The organism is Candidatus Methylomirabilota bacterium (assembly GCA_028870115.1).
GTDB lineage: Bacteria > Methylomirabilota > Methylomirabilia > Methylomirabilales > Methylomirabilaceae > Methylomirabilis.
On the sequence record JAGWQH010000028.1, the window covers coordinates 31,355 to 55,423 of the forward strand.

Consider the following 24,069-nt stretch of genomic DNA (forward strand, 5'->3'; position numbering starts at 1 on the left):
GATGGCGGGCGGCACCGTGATCTCAGCGGCGGTAGAGGGAATCGTGGACGAAGCGGTGGTGCGTAAGCTCATCGCCCACGCAGACGCCACGCCCGGAGACGTGTACGGCAGGCAGGGCAAATCGTTCCTGCGGCAAAAGATCGCCAGCTACAATAACGCCGCGCAACGGATGCCCTGGATCGTCCTCGTGGACCTCGACCGCGATCATGACTGCGCGCCTCCGCTACGCATCGCATGGCTGCCTCAGCCGGCGCCATATCTCTGCTTTCGCGTCGCCGTGCGCGAGGTCGAAGCCTGGCTCCTTGCCGATCGCGAACGCCTCGCGCAATTCCTTGGTGTGGCGCGCAGGAAGCTTCCCCCTGATCCTGAAGCCCTGGACGATCCAAAGACCACCATGGTCAACCTGGCGCGAGCCTCGCGCCGCAGGGACATCCGAGAAGACATGGTACCTCGGCCTGGAAGCGGCCGGCAGGTCGGACCTGCTTACTCGTCCCGGCTCATCGAGTTTGCTTCGAGGGATTGGCGGCCGGACGTGGCGGCCGGCAGGGCGGACAGCTTGAAGCGGGCGTTGCGCTGTCTGAAGCGACTCATCGAAGGCGCGGCATGATTCCGAAGGACTGCAAGCGGCTGGCGGAGGTGGATTTTCCGATTGCCGAGGTGTCGCGGCATGCGGCGCGGGAGAAGTCGATCCGGCACGGGCATCCGAGCACGCTGCACCTGTGGTGGGCGCGCCGGCCGCTGGCGTCGAGCCGGGCGGTGCTGCTCGCGCTGCTGTGGCCGGACCCGTGTGATCCGTTGTGCCCGGAAGCGTTCAAGGAACAGGCGCGGGAGCTGCTGCCACAGGTCCAGGGCAAGGTCGGGCCGACGGATGAGGACCTGCGCAAGGCGCTGCTCAAGTTCATCGCAGACTTCGCGAACTGGGACCTCGCCGCGAACCGCAACTACTTAGAGGTAAGTCGCGCGCTGGTGAAGGCCGCGCACCTGCCTGCGCCGGGCTCCGGCAGGCAGGCGGCGTACGAGCCGCCGCTGGTCGTGGACCCGTTCGCAGGCGGGGGCTCGATCCCGCTCGAGGCGCTGCGGCTCGGGTGCGAGGCGTTCGCAAGCGATCTGAATCCTGTCGCCTGCCTCATCCTCAAGGTGATGCTCGAGGACATCCCGCGCCACGGGCCGAAGCTCGCCCAGGAGCTGCGCCGCGTCGGGGCGGAGATCAAGCAGCAGGCGGAGAAGGAGCTGGCCGATTTCTATCCCTGCCTGCCGGCAGGCAGGCGAAGGACCCCGCCGGCGCCAGAACCCGGAAAGTTCTATGCCTATGTCCTGAAGTGCTCGGATGGCAGCTTCTACAAAGGTCACACCGACAATCTCGAACGCCGCTTCAAAGAACACGAAGGTGGGATGGTTGATTGGACTTCGACTCGCCTGCCCGTGGCTCTCTGGTACTTCGAGGCACTCACCAGTCGAGATGCCGCGATCGCCAGGGAGAACTATTTCAAGTCTGGGAGCGGGCGCGAGTGGCTCGAACGGAAGTTTCAGGAAATCGAGGAGCAGCCCATCGCCTATCTCTGGGCGCGGACCGTGCGCTGCGAGTCACCGAACTGCGGCGCCGAGATCCCCCTCGTGCGCTCGTTCTGGTTGTGCAAGAAGGCGAAGCGCAGGCGCGCACTCAAGCACCGGGTCGTGCGGCGCGCTGGTGAGGCGCCGAGTGTGGAATTCGAGGTCTTTGAGCCGAAGGCGGAGCAAGACGTATCGCCTGGTACGGTCTTCAAAGCAAGAGCCACGTGCATCTCATGCAGTTCCGTTCTGGCCCCGGCTCGAGTGCAGGCCCAACTAACGGCCCAGCAGGCAGGTGCGAGCGTTCTCTTCGATCCCACCGGCGCGAGGGTTGGAGGGGCGAGGTTACTTGCGATTGTGCAGCGATCTACGTCCACGGATGAACGCGAGTATCGAGGCCCAATCGCACAGGACTATCTCGCGCTTTGGAGAGCGTCGCTCGCAATCGGTGCGGTGGAACCGACAGGACTAGCGATTCGGCTGAACCCAGCGCGCCCTTCTCCGAACGCCCGAGGCGTAACCGCCCCGACGCGCTATGGCGCAACCACGTTTCGTGACTTGTTCTCGCCACGTCAGCGGCTCTCATTGGGAACGCTCGCCCGACTGATCAAGCAGCTATCAGGATCCGATGTCGCCGAGGTGCTCCAGGATTGCTTGTTCTTGGCTCTGGGGCGATGTGCGGATCAGTCATCAGCCCACATTGCGTGGATTCCTGGAATCGAGGCCGTCGGACACACGTTCCCGAGGCAAGCCATTCAAATGGTGTGGGACTTTGTTGAGAGTGTTCCCATCGCCAGCGAGAGCGCAAACTACCTCGCTGCGGTCGAGTGGATCGCGAAGGTTGTTGACGCCATGGCCGTGGCTGTCAAGACCCCAGGATCGGTCAATCAAGCCGACGCCGGATCCCTGCCGTTACCGACGGAATCGGCGGGGATGGTATTTACGGACCCGCCCTACTACGACGCTGTCCCGTACGCTGACCTCTCAGACTTCTTCATCGGGTGGCTAAGTAGTTCACCAAGCATGAGGAGATTCTCCAGCCTCAATGGAGGAGATGGGTCCGCTCCCAAAGAGCAGGAGTGCGTATGGAACACTGCGCACTCCGTGAACGGCCACCCGAAGACCTCCGACTTCTTTGAGGCGAAGGCACGGGAATGTCTTGCGGAGGCACGGCGCGTAGTTGGCGCCCACGCCATTGCTTGTGTCGTGTTCGCGCACAAGACTACAGAAGGATGGGAGGCTTTACTCTCGGGAATGATCAATGGCGGGTGGATGATTCGTGCCTCATGGCCAATCGTGACCGAGCGATCGGTTCGGACCAACGCCCAGAATACGGCCTCGCTTGGAACGAGCGTTCATCTCGTCTGCCGCCCGCGTGCGGACGACGCGGTGGTCGGCGACTGGGCCGACGTGCTGCGTGAGCTGCCGAACCGCGTTGGCGACTGGATGGAGCGCCTGCAGGGTGAAGGCGTTCGTGGTGCCGATCTTGTCTTCGCCTGTATTGGCCCCGCCCTCGAGATCTTCAGTCGCTATACCAAGGTCGAGACCGCCGACGGGCGCGAGGTCACGCTCGCCGAGTACCTGGAGAAGGTCTGGGAGGTCGTCGGCCGTAGCGCTCTTGCTCAGGTGCTCGGCACCGCTGAGGCCAAAGCCCGCAACGGTGCGGCCGGCGCCGTCGAGGAAGACGCGCGGCTCACGGCACTCTTCCTGTGGACGCTCCAGAGCACTGATCAAGGAAAAAGTGAAAAGGAAAAAGGTAAAAGTGAGGACGTAATCGAGGAGGTAGCGGAAGACATTGAGGATGACGAAGAAGGCGGGGAGCCGGAGGGAAAGGCGAAAGGATATACGCTCGTGTTCGATGTCGTGCGACGGTTTGCCCAGCCGCTGGGAATCGACCTACCCAAGTGGGAGGGCCGAATCATCGAGACGAAAAAGGGAGTCGTGCGCCTGTTTTCGATAGCGGAACGCGGGAGGATTCTTTTCGGAGACGATGGCGTTCAGGCCGCTGCTGAACAGTTGGAGGAAATGCCTTCCAGTAGCGTCACGCAGCTCGCTCTCTTCCCGGAGTTGGCGGCCGGTACCCCCACGAAGATGAAGGGGCGTGGCAAGGGAGGTAAGAGGGTCAGCCTTGATGTCTCCGACGAGGCGCTCAAGACAGACCGCGAGGCCACGATCCTCGACCGCGTCCACGCGGCGATGCTGTTGCAGGCTGGCGGCCGCACGAACGCCCTGCGCGCGCTCCTCAAGGCCGAGCAGGAGCGCGGCCCAGACTTCCTGCGGCTGGCGAACGCCTTCTCTGCGCTCTATCCGAATGGGAGCGAAGAGAAGCGGCTTCTTGATGCGATGCTCTTGGCGGTCCCGAGATGAAACGATGGCTGAGCCGATCGTTAATTACATCGTAACGCCGCATGCTGCCTTCGAGATGGAGCGTCGAGGCGTCGCTGATGAGATTTTGCGGCGGGTGTTGGGCGAACCCGAGCAACGGTTGCCGGTTCGTCCTGGGCGCGAAGTGCTACAATCCAGGGCTGTGCTGGCCGGTAAGACGTATTTGATCCGCATCTTCGTGGACGTGGATTGCAGCCCGGCTGAGGTGGTAACGGTCTACCGGACGAGTAGGATCAGCAAATACTGGAGGAACGAGCCATGAAAGTCACCTATGACCAGAGGACGGACACACTGAGCGTCATCCTAAAGGAGAACGTACTGGTTGCCGAGAGCGACGAGGACAAACCGGGTGTGATCCTGGACTACGACGAGCAGGGAAATCTTGTCTCTCTCGAGGTCCTCGATGCTTCGAAGCGGGTTACGGAGGCGCGGAAGATAGAATTTCAGACTACGGCATGAAGCAGGCAATCTGGCAATTGGCCGGTGGCCAATCCACCCGGCCGTATGCGGATGTCTTCTTGAAGTACGGCGTCGGCCTGATCGGCCCGGGGGACGCCGGAGCATGGGCGCCCGAGCGCGACGACGATGAGTTCGAGGGCGGCTTCGTGCGGCGCTTTGCGAGCGAGATAAAAGCCGGGGACGCGTTCCTACTGCGCACCGGCCTCGCCACGATCGCTGCTGTTGGCCTCGTGGCGGGCGAGTACCTCTATGTGAATGCCTTCGATGATGTAAACGGCTGGGACCTGCAGCATGCCAGGCGCGTCCGCTGGTGCCGTCTTCCCGAGGAGCACGCCTTCGGAAGCGCTGTGTTCGGCGCCAACCCGCCGCGCTGCTCGCGGGTGTGGAACGAGGAGATCGTGGACTTTGCGGAACGGTTCCTCAAGTCCCCACCGACACACTGGCAGACGGCGCCTCTTCCGGAGCTGCCCGCCGAGGAGCCGCCGTTCGATGAAGTACCAGTCACTCTACAGGGGATAGTCGCCCAGGCGGCCGATCTCGTACCGCTGCTTCAGGACGGCCAAGCCTTCGGCGAGCACCCGAGCGAGGACGAGTTGATCGCGCACTTCGTCGTACCGTTCTTGCGTGCGCTCGGCTGGCCGCCGGAGCAGATCGCCATTCAGTGGCATCGCATCGACGTGGCGGTGTTCCGGGCGCTGCCGCGAACGCCGGAGAACTGTCACCTCGTGATCGAGGCGAAGCGCTTGGGCGCGGGCGTCGAAGGCGCACTTGAACAGGCCAAAGGGTACGTGGAGGCGCTCGGCGTGCGCCGCGACGTGATCGTGACTGACGGCATTCGCTATCGGCTGTACGATGGAGAGCGTAACTTCGAGCCCGTGGCCTACGCAAACCTTGTGCGGCTGAAGCAACGGGCAATCGAGTTATTTACACGCATGCAGAGACCGTAGGAGGATCGGAATGGAGCCGTGGTACAAGGTCGCCACACCGCGCAAGGAAGTCCGTGAAGGTCGCTCGTTCAACCCGGACGAGTTCGCCATTGCCCTCGAGCAGGTCGTGGCCGGGACCGCGCCGGAGGACTACCGCGACCCGGCCCAGTTTTTCGCCCGCACCTGCTTCACGCGGGCGCTGCGTGAGCACGCCGGGATGGTCCTGCGCCGACTCTCGGGCAAGACCGAGAACACTGCGCCGGTGCTCACGCTCATCACGCAGTTCGGCGGGGGCAAGACGCATACGCTGACGGCGGTCTATCACCTCGCCAAGAGCGGGGACAAGGCAGCCGGGTTCAGCGGCGTCTCCGACTTACTGAGGGAGGCTGGGCTCTCTTCGGTTCCGGAGGCGCGTGTCGCCGTCTTCGTGGGCAACGCCTGGGATCCGCGGCCGGGCCGCGAGACGCCATGGATCGACATTGCCAGGCAGCTCGCGGGCGATAAGGGCGTCGAGGCGCTCGGCCAGGCGGCACTGACTACACCGCCCGGGACTGAGGCGATTGCGCGAGTCTTCCAGGCCGCCGCGGCGCCGGTGCTCCTACTCTTTGATGAGGTGCTCAACTTCATGAACCGCCATCGCGGGAGCGCCGAGTCGTTCCACGCCTTCATTCAGAACCTGACCGTTGCGACGACAGGCACGACTCACGGCGCTGCGATGATCAGCCTGCCGCGCAGTCAGGTCGAGATGACCGAGTGGGACCAGGAGTGGCAAGAGCGGATCTCGAAGGTCGTGCGGCGCGTCGCCAAGGATTTGATCGCCAACGACGAGACCGAGATCAGCGAGGTCGTCCGGCGGCGGCTCTTCCAAGATCTGGGCAGCGAGAAGATCCGGAAAAACGTCGCCAAGGCCTTCGGCGATTGGTGCTTCGAGCGACGGGCGCAGCTCCCACCTGAATGGACGGCGGTCGACACGGCCGCGACCGAGGCCAAGGCGCGGGAGTTCCTGCGACATCGCTTTGAGACTTGCTACCCGTTCCATCCGGCGACGCTGTCGGTGTTCCAGCGCAAGTGGCAGGCGCTGCCGCAGTACCAGCAGACGCGCGGTACTCTGGCGATGCTGGCCCAGTGGATTTCGATCGCCGCGCAGGACGCCTACTGCAAGGCGCGCACCGAGCCGCTCATCACGCTCGGCTCGGCACCGCTCGCCGAGCCGGGATTCCGAAGTGTGGTGCTGGGTCAACTGGGCGAGTCGCGTCTCGTTGCCGCCATCGATGCAGACATCGCCGGCGAGCAGGCGCACACAAAAGTGCTTGACGCCGACACCAAGGGACCATTTCGGGACATTCACCGCCGCGTCGGTACCGCTATTCTCTTTGAGTCGTCGGGCGGGCAGTCCGACAAGGTCGCGCATCTACCCGAGCTGCGCTTCGCCCTCGGCGAGCCCGAATTGGACACAACGTCAATCGACAACGCCGCGTTGGCACTCGAGGATCGCTCCTACTTCATCCGCAAGGCGGGCTCGGACGGTTTCCGGATCGGCTACCTGCCCACGATGAAAAAGGTGGTGAGCGACCGGCGTGCGTCACTGGACGAAGAGACAGAGGTCAAGCCTGCTATGCGGAAGCTTGTCGATGACGAGTTCCGGCGAGGGGCGAGTATTCTCGTTGTGCCATTCCCTGGCGAAGGAGCGGAAATCCCGGACACGCCCAGGCTGAGCCTTGTGGTTGCCGATCCCGAGGTGGAGTGGTCTGGCGGTGGGTCGCTGCGTGCGCAGATTGCCGAATGGACACGTCAGCGCGGCAAGTCGCCACGGCTCTACCCGGGCGCCCTCGTCTGGTGCCTCAAGAAGCCCGGCCGCGATCTGCGGGAGAAGATCGAGTTGTGGCTCGCATGGAAGCGGGTGGCACGGGAAGTCACCGACGGAACGCTCGGCGGCGACTTCGACAAGATCAATCGGGCAGAGCTCCAGTCGAAGGTCAAGGACGCAGAGGAGGCCGCCAAAGACGGCGTCTGGGGCGACTACCGCTTCGCCGTCGTCGCGGACGGGCAGGAGACAGACGGTCTCAAGGTCATCGACCTGGGCGCGGGGCACTCTTCCAGCGGCAAGACGCAGTGTGGCCGAGTCATCGAGGCGCTCAAGTCCGAGGCGCTGCTGAACGAGTCCGTCGGCGCCAGCTACATTGAGCGCAATTGGCCCCCGGCGCTCAAGGAGTCAGGGGTGTGGCCGCTTGCAAGCCTGCGGCAGAGCTTCCTCAACGGCTCGCTCACGCGCCTCGTCGATCCCGACGCAATCCTGCGCGGCAGGATCGTCGAGTTCGTCAGCCGCGGCGAGTTCGGGCTCGCGTCGGGGCAGGGAGCCAACCTGCCTGCCGCGTCGGGCGCGGCGCAGGCAGGCGGCACCTACGAGCGGGTATGGTTCCATGAGCTTGTGGCGCCGGACGAGGTCGCCTTCGAGGCTGGTATGTTCCTACTGAGAAAGGTCGTGGCGGAGGCGCTGAAGTCGGGTGCGTCACCAAAGCTCACGCCGGAGCCCAAGCCCCAACCCAGCCCAGAGGATATTGTATCCCCTGAGCCACTCGACGCGCATAGGCCCGAGTCAGTACCGGACATCCAGGTGAAGACTATCCGTCTTGTGGGCACCATTCCTCCCGAAGTCTGGAACCGCCTCGGGACAAAAATCCTGCCGAGGCTTCGGTCTGGTGCCGACCTCAAGGTTGGCGTGGAGTTCTCGGCCACGGTCAACGCGACCAGCGCCGGCAGCTTGGCATCGGAGCTACGGCAGATCCTGCAAGAACTCGGACTGGCCGATCTGGTGCGAATCGAATAGAAGCGGCTCAACAAGTTTAATAGCTTTTCTCTTGTCAGGCTGCAGGCTATTGCGATATATCTGCTTGACCCTTCAATTCATCCGGGGTCATAAGTACGTGATCCGCAAAAATAGAGACGTGGTGTTTCGCGGGAGGATGTCATATGTCCATCAAATCAGACAAGTGGATTAAGCGGATGGCGGTGGAGCATCAGATGATTGCCCCGTTCGAGGAGCGGCAGATTCGGGATGGGGTCATCTCTTACGGTTTGTCTTCATATGGATACGATATCCGGGTCGCAGACGAGTTCAAGATCTTTACCAATGTCAATACGACCATCGTGGACCCAAAGTGCTTCGACGAGCGGTCGTTCGTCGACTTCAAGGGCGATGTCTGCATTGTCCCGCCCAACTCATTCGCCTTGGCCAGAACCATCGAGTATTTCAGGATTCCTCGTAACGTCTTGACCGTCTGTCTCGGGAAAAGCTCATACGCACGCTGCGGAATCATTTTAAATGTCACCCCGTTCGAGCCGGAGTGGGAGGGGTTTGCCACCCTCGAGATCAGTAACACCACACCACTCCCCGCCAAGATCTATGCCAACGAAGGGATCGCTCAGGTGATTTTTTTTGAGAGCGATGAGCCATGCCTCGTGTCATACGGCGATAAGAAAGGGAAATATCAGGCCCAGCACGATATTACGCTGCCAAGAATTTAAGCGCCGTTTCGCGTTCCCCTTCGCTACAGTAACTGCTGAAGTCGCACTGACAACAGCCAACGTATGTAATCTTTTTAGCCTCAGCTCAAATAAAAAATAATTATTTTTTTGTACGATTTCTGTTGACATGGAAGGAACAGTCGTTGTAAAAATATCAACAACGATGAGGTGGGCTGTTGTTAATTCGGTTGTTTTCGTCAGAAGTACGTGTAAGTCTTCTCACCCTTTTTTTTACTAGGTTGGATAAGCGCTTTTATGTGAGAGAGTTGGCGCGACACCTTGGGCGGGATATCTCTGGGATTAAGCGAGAGTTGGACAACTTGGAAAGGGCTGGTTTGTTGGCTAGTGAAAAGGTTGGAAATCTTCGGTACTACCGGGTCAATAAAGCGTCGCCCCTATACACTGAGATCAGGGGAATTATCGCGAAGACCACTGGCATCTATGCGAGCCTCCGAGAAGGGCTCAGAAGGATCAAAGGAATCCAGAGGGCCATGGTATATGGGGCAGACCAGCGGGAGGGCGAGGAGGGCCTCGGTCCTGTGCGATTAATGGTGATCGGTCAAGTCGATTTGAATGAGCTTAATGAGGCAATAAGAGTGCTGGAGAGCCGCTTGAATCGTGAGATTAACTACCTTGTGTTTGATGAGGCCGAATATCAGCGGAGAAAGACAGAGGATGACCCGTTTCTGGCTGAAGTTCTGAAAGGTCGAAAGTCAATCCTGATCGGAACGGACGATGGCCTATGAGGAACTTCGAGAACGGGGGCTGGTTGAGGAAATTAGGCCCGACTTCCGCCAGGTCTCGATGCTGCTCGTGCGGGCGTCGAAAGATTTAGCGACCGCTGGAGCAAATATAAATATTGATAAGGAGTGGGCATATATCATTGCCTATCAGGCGATGCTGAGAGCGGCGAAGGCGTTGGTGATGGCTGAAGGGTGGCGAGCAAAGGGTCGTGATCAGGCGAGAACATTCGTCATATTAATTGGAGAGATATTGGGTGAAGAAGGACGAGCGCTCGTCAACGGTTTCGATCGCATGCGTCGTAAGCGACAGGACCTTATGGAGGAACCGCAGACGCCGATTCCTCGATACGAGGTTGAGGGAGCGCTTAAAGATTCGCAGGTCTTAATTGAGAGGCTGGTGGAGCTTGCGCGTCAGAAAAATCCACAGTTAGCGTTCTTGTAGCGAGACCGACCAGAAAACCGGTGGCGTAGAAAGGGGGTGAGGGACTGTATGGCAGCGAAGAAGCCAGCACCAAAGAAGGCGGCGCCGAAAACGGGAAAAAAGGGCGGGAAAGGTTGTTAGCCTCGATCGGCCGTGTCAGAGGCCTTAATGAGGAAAGGAGGTGAGAACCTCAATGGCAGCGAAGAAAAAGGCAGCACCAAAGAAGGCGACGAAGAAGAAGTAGGAACATTGTTAGGCCTTGGTGACCGAATCGACCCCGAGAAGCCGGAGATGAAGCGGCTCTATGTGAACGGCTTCGGGTTAATCATCGGGGAAGAGTTGGTCGGTTGCCTTATCGGTGGGAAAATACCACCCGCTGCTGGGGGGGGTTACCCCCCCCAGCCGGTATTATAATTATCATACATGATTCCACGTGTTGGGCATCAACATTGAATGGCCAACGCAATAGCATGTAAAGGTACAATTGGGGAGGTGAAGCTTAACTTGTCGGAGTACCCGAAGAAAGTAATGTCTGATCGGTAAAAGAAGTCCTGGAGTTCTCCCATCGGTCGTTAGTTCATTCCGCTTGTTGCCCCCGGCGGTGAGCCTCGTTACGTTATATGTGAAATGTAGTGGCTCTCGCTACTCTGCCTATCCGTATCGCTTCACCCCCTCCGCGTCTCTTTACATCATCTCCACTTTATGTTATAGGAAAGTAGGAATGCGAACGACTCGGTGTATATGGATAACGTGGATCGTAGTGATATCGGTAACCGCTACGTGTGCTTTTGAGTCGATCGTCGGTGCGTCACCGGCATCCGGTGAGGAAAAATCAGGCTCCACAGCAGACGTCAAGATCACCAAATTCCATCTGGTAGAAACGAAGGATGGCAAGACGCTCTGGGAGGTGTGGGGCGATCGCGGTGAGATCTTTGAAAAGGGAGATGTCGCGAAGGTGGTGAAGGTCGCTAATCCGGTGACCGTAGTGCTCTATTCAGAGCATAGCAAATTGACGACCTGGTCCGATAGCGCCCGGGTGAATATGCGGACGAAAGATATCCGTTTGGAAGGTAATGTGACGGCGACTTCGGAGCAGGGCAACAGTCTGCAGACCCAGTCCCTGGACTGGTCGGCCAAGGATCGTCGAGTGTTCACTCGATTGCCCGTGACGATGGTCAGGGGCGGCCTGACGAGTTGGGGCGTGGGAATGGAGGCGGAGACCGATCTTGAACGCGCGAGGTTTTTAAGTCGGGTGCGATCGCATGTGGCTCCCGGTAGCGCTGAGCTGAAGACGAAAGCCGGTTCTGGTGCGCGAAACCGAGGAGCTCAGTGAGCTACCGCGGTTGGATCTGCGCCGTCGTTGTACTGGTGAATCTGGTCTTACCGGTCGGTTTCGGGTTCGCCCAGGAGCAGCAGCAAGCCAAGAATCCTGTGACGATTACCTCGGATCGCCTGGAGGTGAACCGGAAGCTTCATACTGCGGTCTATGCCGGGAACGTGATGGCTGACGATAAGGATCGAAGTATGGTTGTGCTGGCTGATAAAATGGAGTTCCTCTTCGATGAGAAGATGGAGCGGATCCAAAAGGGGATCGCCACCGGCAACGTCAGGGTCACCATTAAGGAGAAAAGGATCACCGCGGATCGACTCGAGCTGTTTCCTGATGAAGATAAGGCAGTCCTGACAGGGAATCCCAGGGCATGGCAGGATAACGATCTTATTACCGGAACGAAGATGACGATTTTCTCGAAGGAGGACAGGGCGGTCGTCGAAGGCGATCCCTCGAAGCGCGTAACGGCGATCCTCTATCCCAAGGCCGATGGGGCGGCGCGATCTGAGCCGCAAGCGCCCGATAAGACTGACAAACCGGCAACGACGCAGGGGGGATCCTGAACCGGGATGGACCTGTGGTGAGCCCGTCGAACCAACGGACCCTCCGAGCAGACAACCTTGTCAAGTCGTTTAAGGGTCGAACAGTCGTAACCGGCGTCAGTATCAGTCTCGAAGCCGGAGAGGTGGTTGGCCTGCTGGGGCCCAACGGCGCCGGGAAGACGACGACCTTCTACATGGTTCTTGGGCTGTTAAAGCCGGATCGCGGCCATGTCATGTTGAATGGGGAAGATGTCACCGACCTTCCGGTGTACAAGCGAGCCCGCAAGGGCTTAGGGTTTCTCCCGCAGGAGCCCTCGATCTTCCGCAAGCTGACAGTAGAACAGAACGTAATGGCGATCCTGGAGATTCTGGACCTGTCAGAAGAGGAGCGACGGAAACGGCTTGAGAGCCTCCTCCAGGAGTTGGATCTCACCCACCTTGCCAAGAGCAAGGCCTACACGCTCTCAGGTGGCGAGCGTCGCAGAGCGGAGATCACTCGAGCCTTGGTGACCTCCCCGGATTTCATGCTGCTGGACGAGCCGTTCGCGGGCATTGATCCCATTGCGATAGCCGATATTCAGGCCATTATCGCTCGGCTCAAGCAGAAGGGTGTGGGGGTCCTGATAACCGATCACAATGTGCGGGAGACCTTGCAGATCGTAGATCGCGCGTATCTGATCTACGAAGGCAAGGTATTAGTCTCCGGAACAGCCCAAGAGTTGGCATCCGACGAGCGCGCCAGGGAGATCTACCTGGGCGAACGGTTCAGCCTGTAAGGGTGAATGTGATGGCGTTTGAAGCGAAGCTCAGTCTGCGACAGATGCAGAAGATGGTCATGACGCCGATGCTGCAGCAGGCGATCAACCTCTTGCAGTTATCGCGGATGGAGCTGCTTCAGGCAGTGCGGCAGGAGGTAGAGGCGAATCCGGTCCTGGAAGAGATGATAGAGGACACGGAGGAACTGGACGAGGCGCCGGCTTTGAAGTCGGCGGCCGAGGAACCGACGGTCGAGCACAATGGAGAAGGGCAAACCACAGAGATTGATTGGGACAGTTATCTTCAGGATGCCTCAGACTATCGGCCATCTATCCAATACGAGTCGGTCGATCGGTTCGATAGCGAAAGCATGCTTACCAGGTCGAACTCCCTTCAGGACCATCTGCTTTTCCAGCTTCACCTGGCTGTCAGGGATCAGGAACTTCTCAGGCTGGCCTGCCTCATCATTGGGGAGTTGGACGACAACGGATATCTGCGTAGCAGCATTGAGGAGCTGGCGTCGCTGGCCGGCGCTTCCTTGGAATCGATGGAATCAGCTCTTCGGCTTATCCAGAGTTTCGATCCGGCCGGGGTAGGGGCGCGGGATCTCCGAGAATGTCTGCTTATTCAACTCAGGACGCGGTCGGAGGAGCATGCGGTGGCTGAGGCTATTGTCAACAGTTACCTCCATGATCTGGAGCGCCACCGATTCGGGAAGCTTGCGGCTGCGCTGGGCTTGTCACTCAGAGAGGTGCAACAGGCGGTGACGCTCATCGCCTCTTTGGAGCCCAAACCTGGAAAGAACTACAGCAGTGAGGAACCACAATATATTACGCCCGATGTCTATATTCTCAAGATCGATGGACGATTGCTGGTGGCGCTGAATGAGGACGGTCTCCCACGCCTTCGGGTCAGTCGATATTATCGGCAGATCCTTTCCAAGCAAGCGCTTGCCCCGCGCGAGGCCCGGGGTTACGTTGAAGAGAAGATGCGCTCCGCCCTATGGTTCATCCGGAGCATTGAGCAGCGAAAACGGACGTTGATCAAGGTGGCCGAAAGCTTGGTCAAATACCAGAGGGATTTCTTCGAGTACGGGATCTCCCACCTCAAGCCCCTGACGCTTCGCGAAGTGGCCGATGACATCTCGATGCATGAGTCCACCATCAGTCGAGTGACCACGAATAAGTATGTCCAAACCCCGCAAGGACTATTCGGTCTGAAATACTTTTTTCATCGTGGTGTTTCATCAACCGTAGGTGAAGTCGTCTCTTCTCGTCGGGTGAGGGACTTGGTTCGCCGATACCTGACGGAAGAAGACGCCAGCAAGCCGCTGAGCGACCAGAAGATTGTGGAGATTCTGGCGAGGGTTCACGGAGTGGAGATCGCCCGTCGGACTGTAGCCAAGTATCGTGGTCAGCTCAAGATCCCCTCGTCCAATCAACGTCGCTACGTGTAATACGGTACATAGGCATTCCATTCTCTGACGAGGAGTCAACTGATGCAGATTACTATTACTACTCGCAATCTCGAAATCACCGAACCCCTCAGACGTTACGCGGAGGAGAAGATCGCCCGCCTGCAGAAGTTCGTCAACCAGATTACCTCAGTCCATGTCATCCTCTCAGTGGAGAAGCATCGACAGATCGCCGAGGTGACGCTCCACGTACGAGAGCATACGATCCGGGGAGAAGAATCGAGCACTGATCTATACTCGGCCATCGATCTTGTGGCGGACAAGATTGAACGCCAGATCCTTCGGTATAAGGAGAAGATCGTGGAGCACTCCGGTCGAGGCCTTGGGCGGTCGAGTCCTACAGAAGAGACGGTATTGGCGGAGGGCGAGTCTTTTTCCGAAGACGGTCCCCGCATCGTCAAGATGAAGCGTTTCGCCATGAAACCGCTATCCCCTGACGAGGCCGCCGTACAGATGAGCCTGTTGGGCCACAATTTTTTTGTGTTCCGAAACGCTCGGACTCAAGAGGTCAATGTTCTGTATCGAAGACGCGATGGTGATTACGGCTTGATTGAGCCCGCAGGTTGAGCGCTCCTCACCGGCATTAGATACGGAAGATGACAGACGCGACGCGATGAGACCGCGTTCTTGAGATATAACGATGATTCTCCGAAGAGTCGGAGCTGAGGAAGTCCTCTCACAGCGACGACCAAGGGTGCGATGTGGTGAAGGCGGCTGAGGTTGTCATCATCACCGGTGTGTCCGGGGCCGGCAAGAGTCAGGCGATCAAGTGCCTGGAAGACATCGGTTTTTTCTGTATCGATAACCTGCCGACCACATTACTCCCCACCTTCGTCCGACTTTGCATGCAATCGGAGCACACGATTGAGCGGGTCGCCCTTGTCATCGACGTTCGGGGGGCCGAGTTCCTGACCCCGCTGTTCGACATCCTGAAGACGCTTCGGGCTGAAGGACATGTCGTCAAGATCGTATTTCTGGACGCAAGCAATGAGGTCCTTGCGCGGCGATTTAGCGAGAGCCGACGCCCTCACCCGCTCGCCGCCGGAAAGTCGGCCATGGCAGGGATCGCGGCGGAGCGACAGATGCTGACTCGCCTCCGGGGCGAGGCCGATCTCATTATTGATACGAGTACGCTGACCATTCACGATCTGAAGCGATTTCTCTCGCAGGCATTCGTGATGGAGCGGCCAACGGCCAGGATCGCCCTCTCCTTGGTCTCTTTCGGCTATAAGCATGGACTGCCGTTCGACGCCGATGTGGTCTTTGATACCCGATTTCTACCGAGCCCTCACTTTATCGATGACCTGCGGCCGCTGACCGGTCTTGATTCCCAGATCGGCGAGTTTCTCATGCGGGCCTCCGTGACCAAGCCTTACCTTGAACGCCTGACGGATTTGCTCGACTTCGTGACCCCTCTCTGCGAGGAGGAAGGTCGCGCCTATCTGACTATTGCGCTCGGCTGTACCGGCGGACATCACCGTTCGGTCTTCCTTGCGGAACGACTCGCCGGTCATTTTCGGGAGTGCGGCTATCAGGTCAACGTCCGGCACCGTGACATCGAAAGGACCTGACCATGCACTCATCGCGTGCAGGGGTAGGGGAAAGCGTGTAGGCGACGCGGGACCGCTCGACCAGAAACTCAAAGAGCGGGACCGGACTGATGGACGCCTGAGGATGCCTCCCGCAGGCCGGCTTCTGAGGATGGGCGCTTCTGCCGGTTCCATCAACATGGGGATCGATGAGGCGCTTGCTACGCTGTGCCCGGATCGCGCCACTCTGCGCTTTTATGCGTGGGACGCGCCTACACTTTCCATCGGTTACGCCCAGCGGAGCGATGACATCGACCTGGCGGCCTGTCGCAAATCCATGGTGCACCTGGTACGTCGTCCTACGGGCGGTCGAGCTGTACTGCACCAGCAGGACCTGACGTACAGCCTGATCCTGCCGCTACGCCCGCCCTGGACGACGATCTCGATTGCAGAGAGTTGCCGCCTGATCAACGTCTACCTACTCCGGGGTCTTGAAATGCTCGGCCTGCAAGTGAGTTTCGGGCATCGCCAAAGACAGGCTGATGGGGCGCTGTCGCCGTTCTGCTTCCTGACCATCTCGCCGCATGAACTTTTGGTGGATGGGAAAAAGGTGATCGGTTCGGCGCAACGACGATTTCCCGCGGCGCTTCTCCAACAAGGGACCATTCTGTTGGATTTCCAACCTGTCGGCATTCTCGATCTCCTACGCCCGGCCGAGCGGGCCGCAGCGGCCGGTGCCGTCAAGACAATGGGCTCACTGCGGGAAGCGCTGGGACGGCTTCCCGATCGCCTGAACATCGAGACGGCGATTCGGGATGGGTTAGCCGGAGAGATGGGAATCGAATTTGTGGAAGATGAGCTGCAACCGGAGGAGTACAGGCTGGCTACAGAGTTAGCCGACACCCGCTATAGCTCAGAGGACTGGACGTTCCGTCGCTGATCGCGTGTGGGATCGACCTTGACAGCTTCCTTCAGCGTTTGCTACGGTACTTTTGTCATGGTATGGCGCGGGGCTGTAGAATATAACTCACGGAGTGGTGGGTGGTGCGCGCTGAAAAGTGGGGGCCATGAAGAAGGTGCTGGTGCTGGTCCAGGCAGCTCCACAGGAAGAGAATAGTGATTGAGCACGGCAGACGCGATAAAGAAGAGTCGACGGGCGTCGCGCGGGATGTCAAAGGGTCAGGAGTCTATATGAACCTGCCCAATAAGCTCACGCTTGGTAGGATCTTCCTGGTGCCCTTTATCATCGTCTTTCTGGTTGTGGGAGAGAAGGTCCCTAACTACACGGCGGGAGCCATCTTTCTTGCCGCGGTGCTGACCGACTGGCTGGATGGCCGGATCGCCCGGAATACCAGGCAGGTGACTGCACTGGGCAAGTTGCTTGACCCGATTGCCGATAAGCTGCTCATCTCAACCGCCCTTATTGCGCTGGTACAGGTGGGTCGGGCGCCGGCCTGGATGGTTGTCCTCGTTGTCGGCCGTGAACTGGCTATCACCGGGCTCAGAACGGTCGCCGCCTCGCAGAGCATCATCATCCATGCAAGCGACTTCGGAAAGTACAAGATGCTGGCTGAGGTAGCTGCGGTGACGTTCCTGATCCTCGATTGGCCCCCGCAGTGGGATTTCATTGGCACCGCGTCTCTGGGCATTCTGTGCCTCTGGGTTGCGATTGTGTTGAGCACCGCCTCGGGTATCGACTACTTCCTGAGATTCTGGAAGGTGATCGACCTGAGCTGATAAACCTTTTCGTATCCTGAGGGCAATGAGCACAAGCGTGTGGCTTGTTCCACTGGGGTATCTCGCCGGCTCCATCCCGTTCGGTCTCCTGATCGCCAGGGTCACCACGGGAGTGGATGTACGTAAAGCCGGGAGCGGCAACATCGGCGCCACCAATGTCCTTCGTGTCGTGGGCTCTGGGGCCGGCGCGCTCACCCTTGCCCTGGACGCGCTGAAGGGGTGGGCGCCTGTCGCGTTGAGTCAGCTCTTTGGGTCACCGGAACTGCTCGTTGCCATGGTTGGGCTGGCTGCATTTCTGGGTCATCTGTATCCGCTCTTTCTCGGCTTTCGCGGGGGGAAGGGGGTCGCTACCGCCCTGGGGGTGCTACTCGCGCTGTTCGCGAAGATCGCGTTGCTGATTGTAGGCGTCTGGTTGTTGATCGCGGCTCTCTTTCGCTATTCGTCTCTCGCGGCCCTCGTCACCGCCGTCGCGGCCCCCTTACTCGTCTGGGTGCTTGATGGCCGACCGCCCTATGTGGGACTGGCGATCATTATCTGCGGTTTTATCCTCATTCGGCATCGGGACAATTTAGGACGCCTTATGGCAGGGCACGAGGGGAAGATCGGAAAAAGACTGCAGGGGGCGGATCTGCCAGGGCACGATCGGCTCGTCTCGTAGGAGTGATATGCCTCTTATCGTTCAGAAATACGGCGGCAGCTCCGTCGCGGATGTAGAGCGGATCACAAATGTGGCCCGCCGGGTGGTGGAGACGAAGGTTCAGGGGAACGACCTGGTTGTGGTGGTGTCAGCCATGGCGGGAGAGACGGATCGCCTGTTAGGTCTAGCTGCTGAGATCTCCGATACGCCGGATGAACGGGAGCTTGACGTCATCGTAGCCACCGGGGAACAGATCTCGATCGGTCTGCTGTCACTGGCCATCCAACAACTCGGGCACAAGGCCCGCTCTTTCACCGGAGCCCAGGTGAAGATTCAAACCGACACCGCCCACACCAAGGCAAAGATTGTCAGTGTCGAGGTTGATCGGGCACAACAGGCGCTCCGTGAGGGAGCCATCGTCATCGTCGCCGGGTTCCAGGGGGTGACGGCGGAAGAAGACGTGACGACGCTGGGGCGCGGCGGATCCGACCTGACGGCGGTCGCCATGGCTGCAGCGCTGAAGGCCGACCTCTGCGAGATCTATACCGATGTGGAAGGGGTCTACACGGCAGACCCGAACATTGTTCCGGAGGCAAGGAAGCTTGGGAAGATCTCCTATGATGAGATGCTCGAACTGGCCAGTTTGGGGGCTAAGGTGCTTCAAGCTCGGTCGGTGGAGTATGCCAAGAATTATACCGTGCCGGTTCACGTCCGTTCCAGTTTCAATACAAACCAGGGGACACTGGTGGTCCAGGAGGATACAGAGATGGAGAGAGTGGTGGTCTCGGGGATCGCCTGCGACAGGAACGAGGCGAAGATCACCGTGCTGCGTGTGGCGGATCGGCCGGGGATCGCTGCGAAGCTGTTCGGCCAGGTTGCAGAGGCCAACATTGTGGTAGACATGATTGTCCAGAACATCAGCCAGGATGGGACCACCGATATCTCGTTCACGGTTCCCAAGTCCGATTTCTCCAAGGCAATGTCGCTCGTGAACGGGGTGGCCAAAGAGATCGGTGCCCAGCAGGTTATGGGTGACGACAGGATCGCCAAGGTCTCGATCGTGGGGGTGGGGATGCGGACTCACTCCGGGGTGGCTGCGAAGATGTTTGAGACCCTGTCACGCGAGAACATTAACATTCTGATGATCAGCACCTCCGAGATCAAAGTCTCGTGTGTGATCGATGCCAAATATGGAGAGCTGGCTGTTCGGGTTCTTCACGAGGCCTTCGGCCTGGCCGAGCGCAACGTTGTCGGGGAGCGTGTGTGAAGGGGGCGTATACCAGACGCGAAGCGATCGTCGCCGGCCTCTTTGGCGTGGCTGTTGCCGGCATCGTGTGGGGTCCCGTTCTCCTCCGTCCGTTCAGTACCTCTCATGCCGTCGATCTCGGAACACTCCATCTCCCTGAAGATCAGCGTGCTGCACACACTCGCTCGTCGCCGACGCCGGCCAAGGTCGCAAAGGGGAGACCAAGCAGCCGGGTGGACATTAATCATGCGGATGCCGCAGCGCTTCAGACGCTGCCGGGGATTGGTCCGACGCTGGCCAGGCGGATCATCGCCTATCGGAAGGCCTATGGCTTGTTCGCTGACGCCCGCGGGCTTCTGGAAGTCGATGGGATCGGTCCCAAGCGATTTGATAAGATTGAGTCCTGGATCGAGGCTCGCTGAGCGATGAGCTATCGCGTTCGCCTGGAGATGTTTGAAGGTCCCCTGGATCTCTTGCTCTATCTGATTCAGGTCAACGAGATCGACATCTACGACATCCCCATTGCTAAAATCACCCAGGAATACCTGGGATGTCTGGCAGGGATGGAAAAGCTGGATCTGGAGGTTGCGGGAGAGTTTCTGGTACTGGCCGCCACACTGATCCATATCAAGTCGAAGATGCTCATCCCGGTCGAGGAAGAGACGACGGATGGGCCGCTTGCGGATGACCCGCGACAGGAGTTAGTAGAACGCCTTCTGGAATATAAGCGATTCAAGGAGGCGGCCATGACGTTCGAAGAGTTGGAGGCTGGCCAGTCGCTCCTCTACGTGCGGCCTGCCGATCCTGTGGTTCCGATTGCCGACGGACCCCTGGAGATCAGTCTCTCCGCGCTGCTGCGCGCATTTATGACGGTGATGCAGCGAGTGCCGGAGGCCGTAGCAGGCGAAATTACCCCAGAGACGATTAACGTAGGAGAGCGAATGGTGGCGCTGTTGGATCGGCTGGCCCTTCAGAGTCCGGTATCGTTTATGGCCCTCTTCGAGGGGGTAACAACGCGTATCCAACTGATTGCGACCTTCCTCGGATTGCTCGAGTTGTTGCGTCGGGGCCTGGTCCGAGCCCGGCAAGCGGAACCGGGAAGCGAGATCACGATCTATCGTACCGTTGAAACTGCGGTGGAGACCGATGGACACTCCGGCTGACCTCGGCCCACTCGGCATTCTTGAGGCATTGTTGTTTATGTCCGACGCGCCGCTCTCGCTGGAGCGGATCGAGGCGGTACTCGATGGGTACCCCAAAGCAGAGGTCAGCCGCCTACTCGCCGACTTACAGGAACAATGCCGGCAGCCGGAGCGAGGGGTGATCGTCAGTGAGGTTGCCGGAGGGTATCGCCTGACGACAAAGCCGGAGGTGGCCCCCTGGATCCAGCGGCTTCGCGGATCCAAACCGGCGAGGCTGTCCAAGGCTGCGCTGGAGACGCTGGCACTCATTGCCTATAAACAGCCGATTACCAAGCCGGAGATTGAGGCGGTTCGAGGGGTCATGGTTGACGGCGTCTTAAAGACGCTGGTGGAGCGTGATCTGGTTCGGATTCTCGGACGAAAGCCGGAGGTGGGCAGGCCGATCCTGTACGGAACCAGCCGCTCCTTCTTGGAATATTTTGGATTCAAGGATCTTTCGGAGCTGCCGACCTTGAAGGAGATTGAGGCGCTGGCCCCGAATGCGGCGGGGAAGGAGGTTTCACACGAGGCAGTTGAGCACACCGAGGAGGCGGAGGGAGTCGGCCGGCCCGACTAAGCCGGCACGGCAGACAGGCGGCGGAGAGGAGCGGCTGCAGCGCTATCTCGCACGCGCGGGGCTCGGCTCGCGGAGGAGTTGCGAGCAACTGATCCTGGATGGGAGAGTCCGTGTGAATAATCGGGTCGTTACCCAGCTTGGGACCAAGGTCTCACCGGGTTTCGATACGGTAACGTACGACGGCAGACCCGTCACGCCATCGCAGAGTCTTCTTTATCTTATTCTCCATAAGCCGGCGGGCGTACTGACTTCGCTGTCCGATCCACGAGGGCGGCCGGTTATCGGTGATCTCTTGCCGCCGCGTGGACTGCCCAGGCTCTTTCCTGTCGGGCGTCTTGACTATCAGACCGAAGGCCTGGTGCTTCTGACCAATGATGGGGCGCTGGCCCATGGGCTCATGCATCCCAGCTTCGAGGTCGAGAAGGAGTATCTCGCAAAGGTGCGTGGTTGTCCTACACCCGACGATCTGGCCAGATTGAAGGCGGGGGTGGTGTCGGATGGGGAGAAGCTGCGAGCGACCCACGCCGAGATTGTGAGGCCCGGGATCGGTTCCGCGTGGCTCAAGCTGATCGTGCATCAGGGACGGTATCACGAGATTCGACGGATGTGCGACGTCATCGGACACCCGGTGCTGCGGCTTCAGAGGGTTCGCGTCGGCCCGATTGTGTTAGGGAGGTTACCCAAAGGGTGCTGGCGTCGGCTCACTCCCGTGGAGTTAGCCGGTATCCGTCGCGCGGTAGGCGACGGAGCAATGCGTAGGGGTCCAATAGCGAGGGGTAGCGCGCGCCCCTGAGAGGACTGGAGAGCCGGATGAAGATTACAACGTTGCGGCGTAAGGTCGATCAAATCGATTCGAAGATTGTGTCGCTGCTGGGCGAGCGGGCCGAGCTTGTGGTCAGGATCGGGCAGGAAAAGGCCAAGGCGAATCTGAACGTCCACGTTCCACAGCGCGAGGAAGAGATTGTCGCCCGTCTGATACGGCAAAACAAAGGCCGCTTTCCGGCTCACGCCATCAGGCCTGTCTTTCGCGAGATCATATCAGCCTGCCGGTCCGTACAGGGTCCGCTGAAGCTGGCCTATCTTGGCCCTGAAGGGACGTTTACCCACGTGGCCTGCACCCGGCGGTTTGGAGGTTCGGCCTGCTTTGTACCGGTCCACACTATCGGTGATGTATTTGCTGAAGTGGAAAAGGGGAACGTCAACTACGGGATCGTGCCGATCGAGAACTCCAGCGAAGGTGTGGTCAGCCACACCCTGGATATGTTCGTTGACTCGGACCTGAAGATCTGCGGTGAGATTCTTCTGGGGGTATCCCACAGCCTGCTGTCCAAATCAGGCGATTTGAGGAAGGTGAAAAAGGTCTACTCGCACCCGCATGCCTTCGCTCAGTCACGGAAGTGGCTGGAGGCGAATCTGCCGAGAGTTCCGCTCTTTGAGGCTTCCAGTACGGCAGCGGCCGCACAGCTTGTGACAAAGGATCGGACGGCCGCGGCTATCGCCAGCGAATTGGCGGCGAGCCTGTACAAGCTTCAAGTAGTTTCTAGGAAAATAGAGGATACGCCTTGTAATGTCACAAGATTCTTGATAATAGGTCGGATCGTACCCGCACCCACTGATCACGATAAAACCTCCCTGATGTTCTCGATCAAAGATCGGGTCGGCGCACTCTATCGGATCCTGGAACCGTTTGCGAAGTATCAGATCAACCTGACCAAGGTCGAGTCCCGCCCATCTAAGACGAAAGCGTGGGAGTATATCTTTTATCTGGATATTGAGGGACACATCGGCGACGAGCCTGTCAAGGCGGCGCTCGCGCTCTTACAGGAGGAGTGCCTTTTTTTGAAGGTCCTCGGCTCGTACCCAAGAGAAAACTCAATCGAGAGCTGAGACAATCGGAAAAGCCATGACTAAGTTACTGGAAGAGCTCGCCTCTCCATATCTTCAGGGGCTCGTACCGTATATCCCGGGGAAGCCGATCGGCGAAGTGGAGCGGGAACTCGGAATCACGGGAGCCATCAAGCTAGCTTCCAATGAGAACCCCCTTGGCCCCTCGCCGCTGGCGCTCCGCGCCCTACGAGACGCGCTGTCGGAGAGCCACCGGTATCCCGATGGCGGCGGCTATTACCTGAAACAGGCGCTGGCGAAGCGTCTTGGGCTGGCACCGGACCATCTGGTGCTGGGGAACGGCTGCAATGAACTCCTTGAGCTGACGGCCCGCTGCTTCCTGCTGCCGGGTGATGAGGTCGTGATCGCCGATCCGGCGTTCATCATCTACGGCATGCTGGCGCATCTGCAGGGGTGTACGACGGTTCGCGTACCGCTGAAGGCGTGGACCCACGATCTTGAGGCGATGGCGAAGGCAGTGACCTCCAGAACCAAGATGGTCTTTATCGGCAATCCGAACAATCCTACCGGCACGGCTGTGAGGCCGACGCAACTGGCCGTATTTATGGACGCCCTGCCGGACAATGTCGTTGTCGTGATCGATGAGGCGTATGTCGAGTATGTCCCTTCGGAAATGGTGCCGGATTCGCTCAGGTTTGTCCGGCAAGGGTGCTCCGTGATTGTGCTGCGGACCTTCTCCAAGATCTATGGCTTGGCAGGGCTGCGGGTCGGATATGGGATGGCGCCTCCGGCGATGGTGGAACTCCTCGATCGGATTCGCGCGCCGTTCAACGTCAATGCCTTGGCGCAGCGGGCTGCGCTGGCTGCCCTCGATGACGAAGCCCATCTGTCAAGTAGCCGAAAGGTGAATGAGTTGGGCAAGGCCTACCTGTCCGGAGAGCTTCATCGCCTGGGGCTGGAGTGCCCGCCGTCCGTCGCCAATTTCCTGTTGGTCGATCTAAAGCGGGACGGGCGGTCGGTGGCGGATGCGCTGCTCCGCATGGGCGTCATTGTACGCCCATTAGGGGGAGCCCAATTATTGAAGACCTACATCCGTGTGACCATCGGGACGCCTCCGGAAAACGAACGATTCATGGAGGCGCTAAAAACTGTGTTGGGGAGAGAGCAGCATTCAACTCTCAGCGATCAGCAAGCAGGATAAGAGCCGA

At 59.3% G+C, this 24,069-nt stretch carries 26 protein-coding genes; all 26 read left to right on the top strand.

The window, feature by feature from the left end; all coding sequences use genetic code 11:
- Position 1 precedes the first annotated feature (1 nt).
- The 26 genes from KGL31_02490 to KGL31_02615 all read left to right on the top strand — a co-directional run bounded on the left by KGL31_02490 (position 2) and on the right by KGL31_02615 (position 24,062).
- The gene (locus tag KGL31_02490) at positions 2–607 is read left to right on the top strand and encodes a hypothetical protein (GenBank protein MDE2320774.1); all 606 of its coding nucleotides are present in this window, start codon (positions 2–4) and stop codon (positions 605–607) included.
- Positions 604–3,915, top strand: a complete 3,312-nt coding sequence (locus KGL31_02495; protein ID MDE2320775.1) for a DUF1156 domain-containing protein — start codon at positions 604–606, stop codon at positions 3,913–3,915. The genes KGL31_02490 and KGL31_02495 overlap by 4 nt, the downstream gene beginning before the upstream one ends.
- Before the next feature lie 85 nt (positions 3,916–4,000).
- A complete protein-coding gene (locus KGL31_02500; GenBank protein ID MDE2320776.1) occupies positions 4,001–4,195 on the top strand; it encodes a hypothetical protein in 195 nt (64 codons plus the stop codon).
- Positions 4,192–4,392 carry a DUF2283 domain-containing protein gene (locus tag KGL31_02505; protein ID MDE2320777.1) on the top strand — a complete coding sequence of 67 codons (201 nt, stop codon included), beginning with the start codon at positions 4,192–4,194 and terminating at the stop codon, positions 4,390–4,392. The genes KGL31_02500 and KGL31_02505 overlap by 4 nt, the downstream gene beginning before the upstream one ends.
- Positions 4,389–5,339, top strand: coding sequence for a hypothetical protein (locus tag KGL31_02510; protein MDE2320778.1), 951 nt, complete (start codon positions 4,389–4,391; stop codon positions 5,337–5,339). Before KGL31_02505 ends, KGL31_02510 begins: the two co-directional genes overlap by 4 nt.
- Positions 5,340–5,349: 10 nt before the next feature.
- Positions 5,350–8,145: an ATP-binding protein gene (locus tag KGL31_02515; protein ID MDE2320779.1), complete on the top strand. Its 2,796-nt coding sequence runs from the start codon at positions 5,350–5,352 to the stop codon at positions 8,143–8,145.
- Positions 8,146–8,288: 143 nt separating this feature from the next.
- Positions 8,289–8,843, top strand: coding sequence for a dCTP deaminase (locus KGL31_02520; GenBank protein ID MDE2320780.1), 555 nt, complete (start codon positions 8,289–8,291; stop codon positions 8,841–8,843).
- A gap of 266 nt (positions 8,844–9,109) precedes the next feature.
- Positions 9,110–9,589, top strand: coding sequence for a hypothetical protein (locus tag KGL31_02525; GenBank protein MDE2320781.1), 480 nt, complete (start codon positions 9,110–9,112; stop codon positions 9,587–9,589).
- Positions 9,579–10,028 carry a HEPN domain-containing protein gene (locus tag KGL31_02530; protein MDE2320782.1) on the top strand — a complete coding sequence of 150 codons (450 nt, stop codon included), beginning with the start codon at positions 9,579–9,581 and terminating at the stop codon, positions 10,026–10,028. Before KGL31_02525 ends, KGL31_02530 begins: the two co-directional genes overlap by 11 nt.
- Before the next feature lie 147 nt (positions 10,029–10,175).
- Positions 10,176–10,421, top strand: a complete 246-nt coding sequence (locus tag KGL31_02535) for a hypothetical protein (GenBank protein ID MDE2320783.1) — start codon at positions 10,176–10,178, stop codon at positions 10,419–10,421.
- 307 nt (positions 10,422–10,728) lie between these two features.
- The gene (gene lptC / locus KGL31_02540) at positions 10,729–11,340 is read left to right on the top strand and encodes an LPS export ABC transporter periplasmic protein LptC (GenBank protein MDE2320784.1); all 612 of its coding nucleotides are present in this window, start codon (positions 10,729–10,731) and stop codon (positions 11,338–11,340) included.
- Complete coding sequence (locus tag KGL31_02545; GenBank protein MDE2320785.1) at positions 11,337–11,900, top strand: OstA-like protein; 564 nt, start codon at positions 11,337–11,339, stop codon at positions 11,898–11,900. The genes lptC and KGL31_02545 overlap by 4 nt, the downstream gene beginning before the upstream one ends.
- Before the next feature lie 17 nt (positions 11,901–11,917).
- Complete coding sequence (gene lptB, locus KGL31_02550) at positions 11,918–12,655, top strand: LPS export ABC transporter ATP-binding protein (protein ID MDE2320786.1); 738 nt, start codon at positions 11,918–11,920, stop codon at positions 12,653–12,655.
- 11 nt (positions 12,656–12,666) lie between these two features.
- Positions 12,667–14,091: an RNA polymerase factor sigma-54 gene (gene rpoN, locus KGL31_02555; GenBank protein MDE2320787.1), complete on the top strand. Its 1,425-nt coding sequence runs from the start codon at positions 12,667–12,669 to the stop codon at positions 14,089–14,091.
- Positions 14,092–14,133: 42 nt separating this feature from the next.
- Positions 14,134–14,676, top strand: a complete 543-nt coding sequence (gene raiA, locus KGL31_02560; GenBank protein MDE2320788.1) for a ribosome-associated translation inhibitor RaiA — start codon at positions 14,134–14,136, stop codon at positions 14,674–14,676.
- A 134-nt stretch (positions 14,677–14,810) separates the two neighbouring features.
- Positions 14,811–15,680, top strand: a complete 870-nt coding sequence (gene rapZ / locus KGL31_02565) for an RNase adapter RapZ (protein ID MDE2320789.1) — start codon at positions 14,811–14,813, stop codon at positions 15,678–15,680.
- A 103-nt stretch (positions 15,681–15,783) separates the two neighbouring features.
- Complete coding sequence (locus KGL31_02570; protein MDE2320790.1) at positions 15,784–16,578, top strand: lipoate--protein ligase family protein; 795 nt, start codon at positions 15,784–15,786, stop codon at positions 16,576–16,578.
- A gap of 251 nt (positions 16,579–16,829) precedes the next feature.
- Positions 16,830–17,375 (top strand): CDP-diacylglycerol--glycerol-3-phosphate 3-phosphatidyltransferase, encoded by a 546-nt coding sequence (gene pgsA / locus KGL31_02575; GenBank protein MDE2320791.1) that lies wholly within the window; start codon positions 16,830–16,832, stop codon positions 17,373–17,375.
- A 25-nt stretch (positions 17,376–17,400) separates the two neighbouring features.
- A complete protein-coding gene (gene plsY / locus KGL31_02580; GenBank protein MDE2320792.1) occupies positions 17,401–18,033 on the top strand; it encodes a glycerol-3-phosphate 1-O-acyltransferase PlsY in 633 nt (210 codons plus the stop codon).
- Positions 18,034–18,040: 7 nt separating this feature from the next.
- On the top strand, positions 18,041–19,279 hold the full coding sequence (locus tag KGL31_02585; protein MDE2320793.1) for an aspartate kinase: 1,239 nt from the start codon (positions 18,041–18,043) through the stop codon (positions 19,277–19,279).
- Entirely contained in the window at positions 19,183–19,680 is a 498-nt protein-coding gene (locus KGL31_02590) for a helix-hairpin-helix domain-containing protein (GenBank protein ID MDE2320794.1), read from the top strand. Before KGL31_02585 ends, KGL31_02590 begins: the two co-directional genes overlap by 97 nt.
- 3 nt (positions 19,681–19,683) lie before the next feature.
- The gene (locus KGL31_02595) at positions 19,684–20,421 is read left to right on the top strand and encodes a segregation/condensation protein A (GenBank protein MDE2320795.1); all 738 of its coding nucleotides are present in this window, start codon (positions 19,684–19,686) and stop codon (positions 20,419–20,421) included.
- Complete coding sequence (gene scpB, locus KGL31_02600; protein MDE2320796.1) at positions 20,405–21,016, top strand: SMC-Scp complex subunit ScpB; 612 nt, start codon at positions 20,405–20,407, stop codon at positions 21,014–21,016. Before KGL31_02595 ends, scpB begins: the two co-directional genes overlap by 17 nt.
- Positions 20,940–21,809, top strand: a complete 870-nt coding sequence (locus tag KGL31_02605; protein MDE2320797.1) for an rRNA pseudouridine synthase — start codon at positions 20,940–20,942, stop codon at positions 21,807–21,809. Before scpB ends, KGL31_02605 begins: the two co-directional genes overlap by 77 nt.
- Before the next feature lie 17 nt (positions 21,810–21,826).
- Positions 21,827–22,903, top strand: a complete 1,077-nt coding sequence (gene pheA, locus KGL31_02610) for a prephenate dehydratase (protein MDE2320798.1) — start codon at positions 21,827–21,829, stop codon at positions 22,901–22,903.
- A gap of 16 nt (positions 22,904–22,919) precedes the next feature.
- Positions 22,920–24,062, top strand: a complete 1,143-nt coding sequence (locus tag KGL31_02615; GenBank protein MDE2320799.1) for a histidinol-phosphate transaminase — start codon at positions 22,920–22,922, stop codon at positions 24,060–24,062.
- The last annotated feature ends 7 nt before the right edge of the window (positions 24,063–24,069 follow it).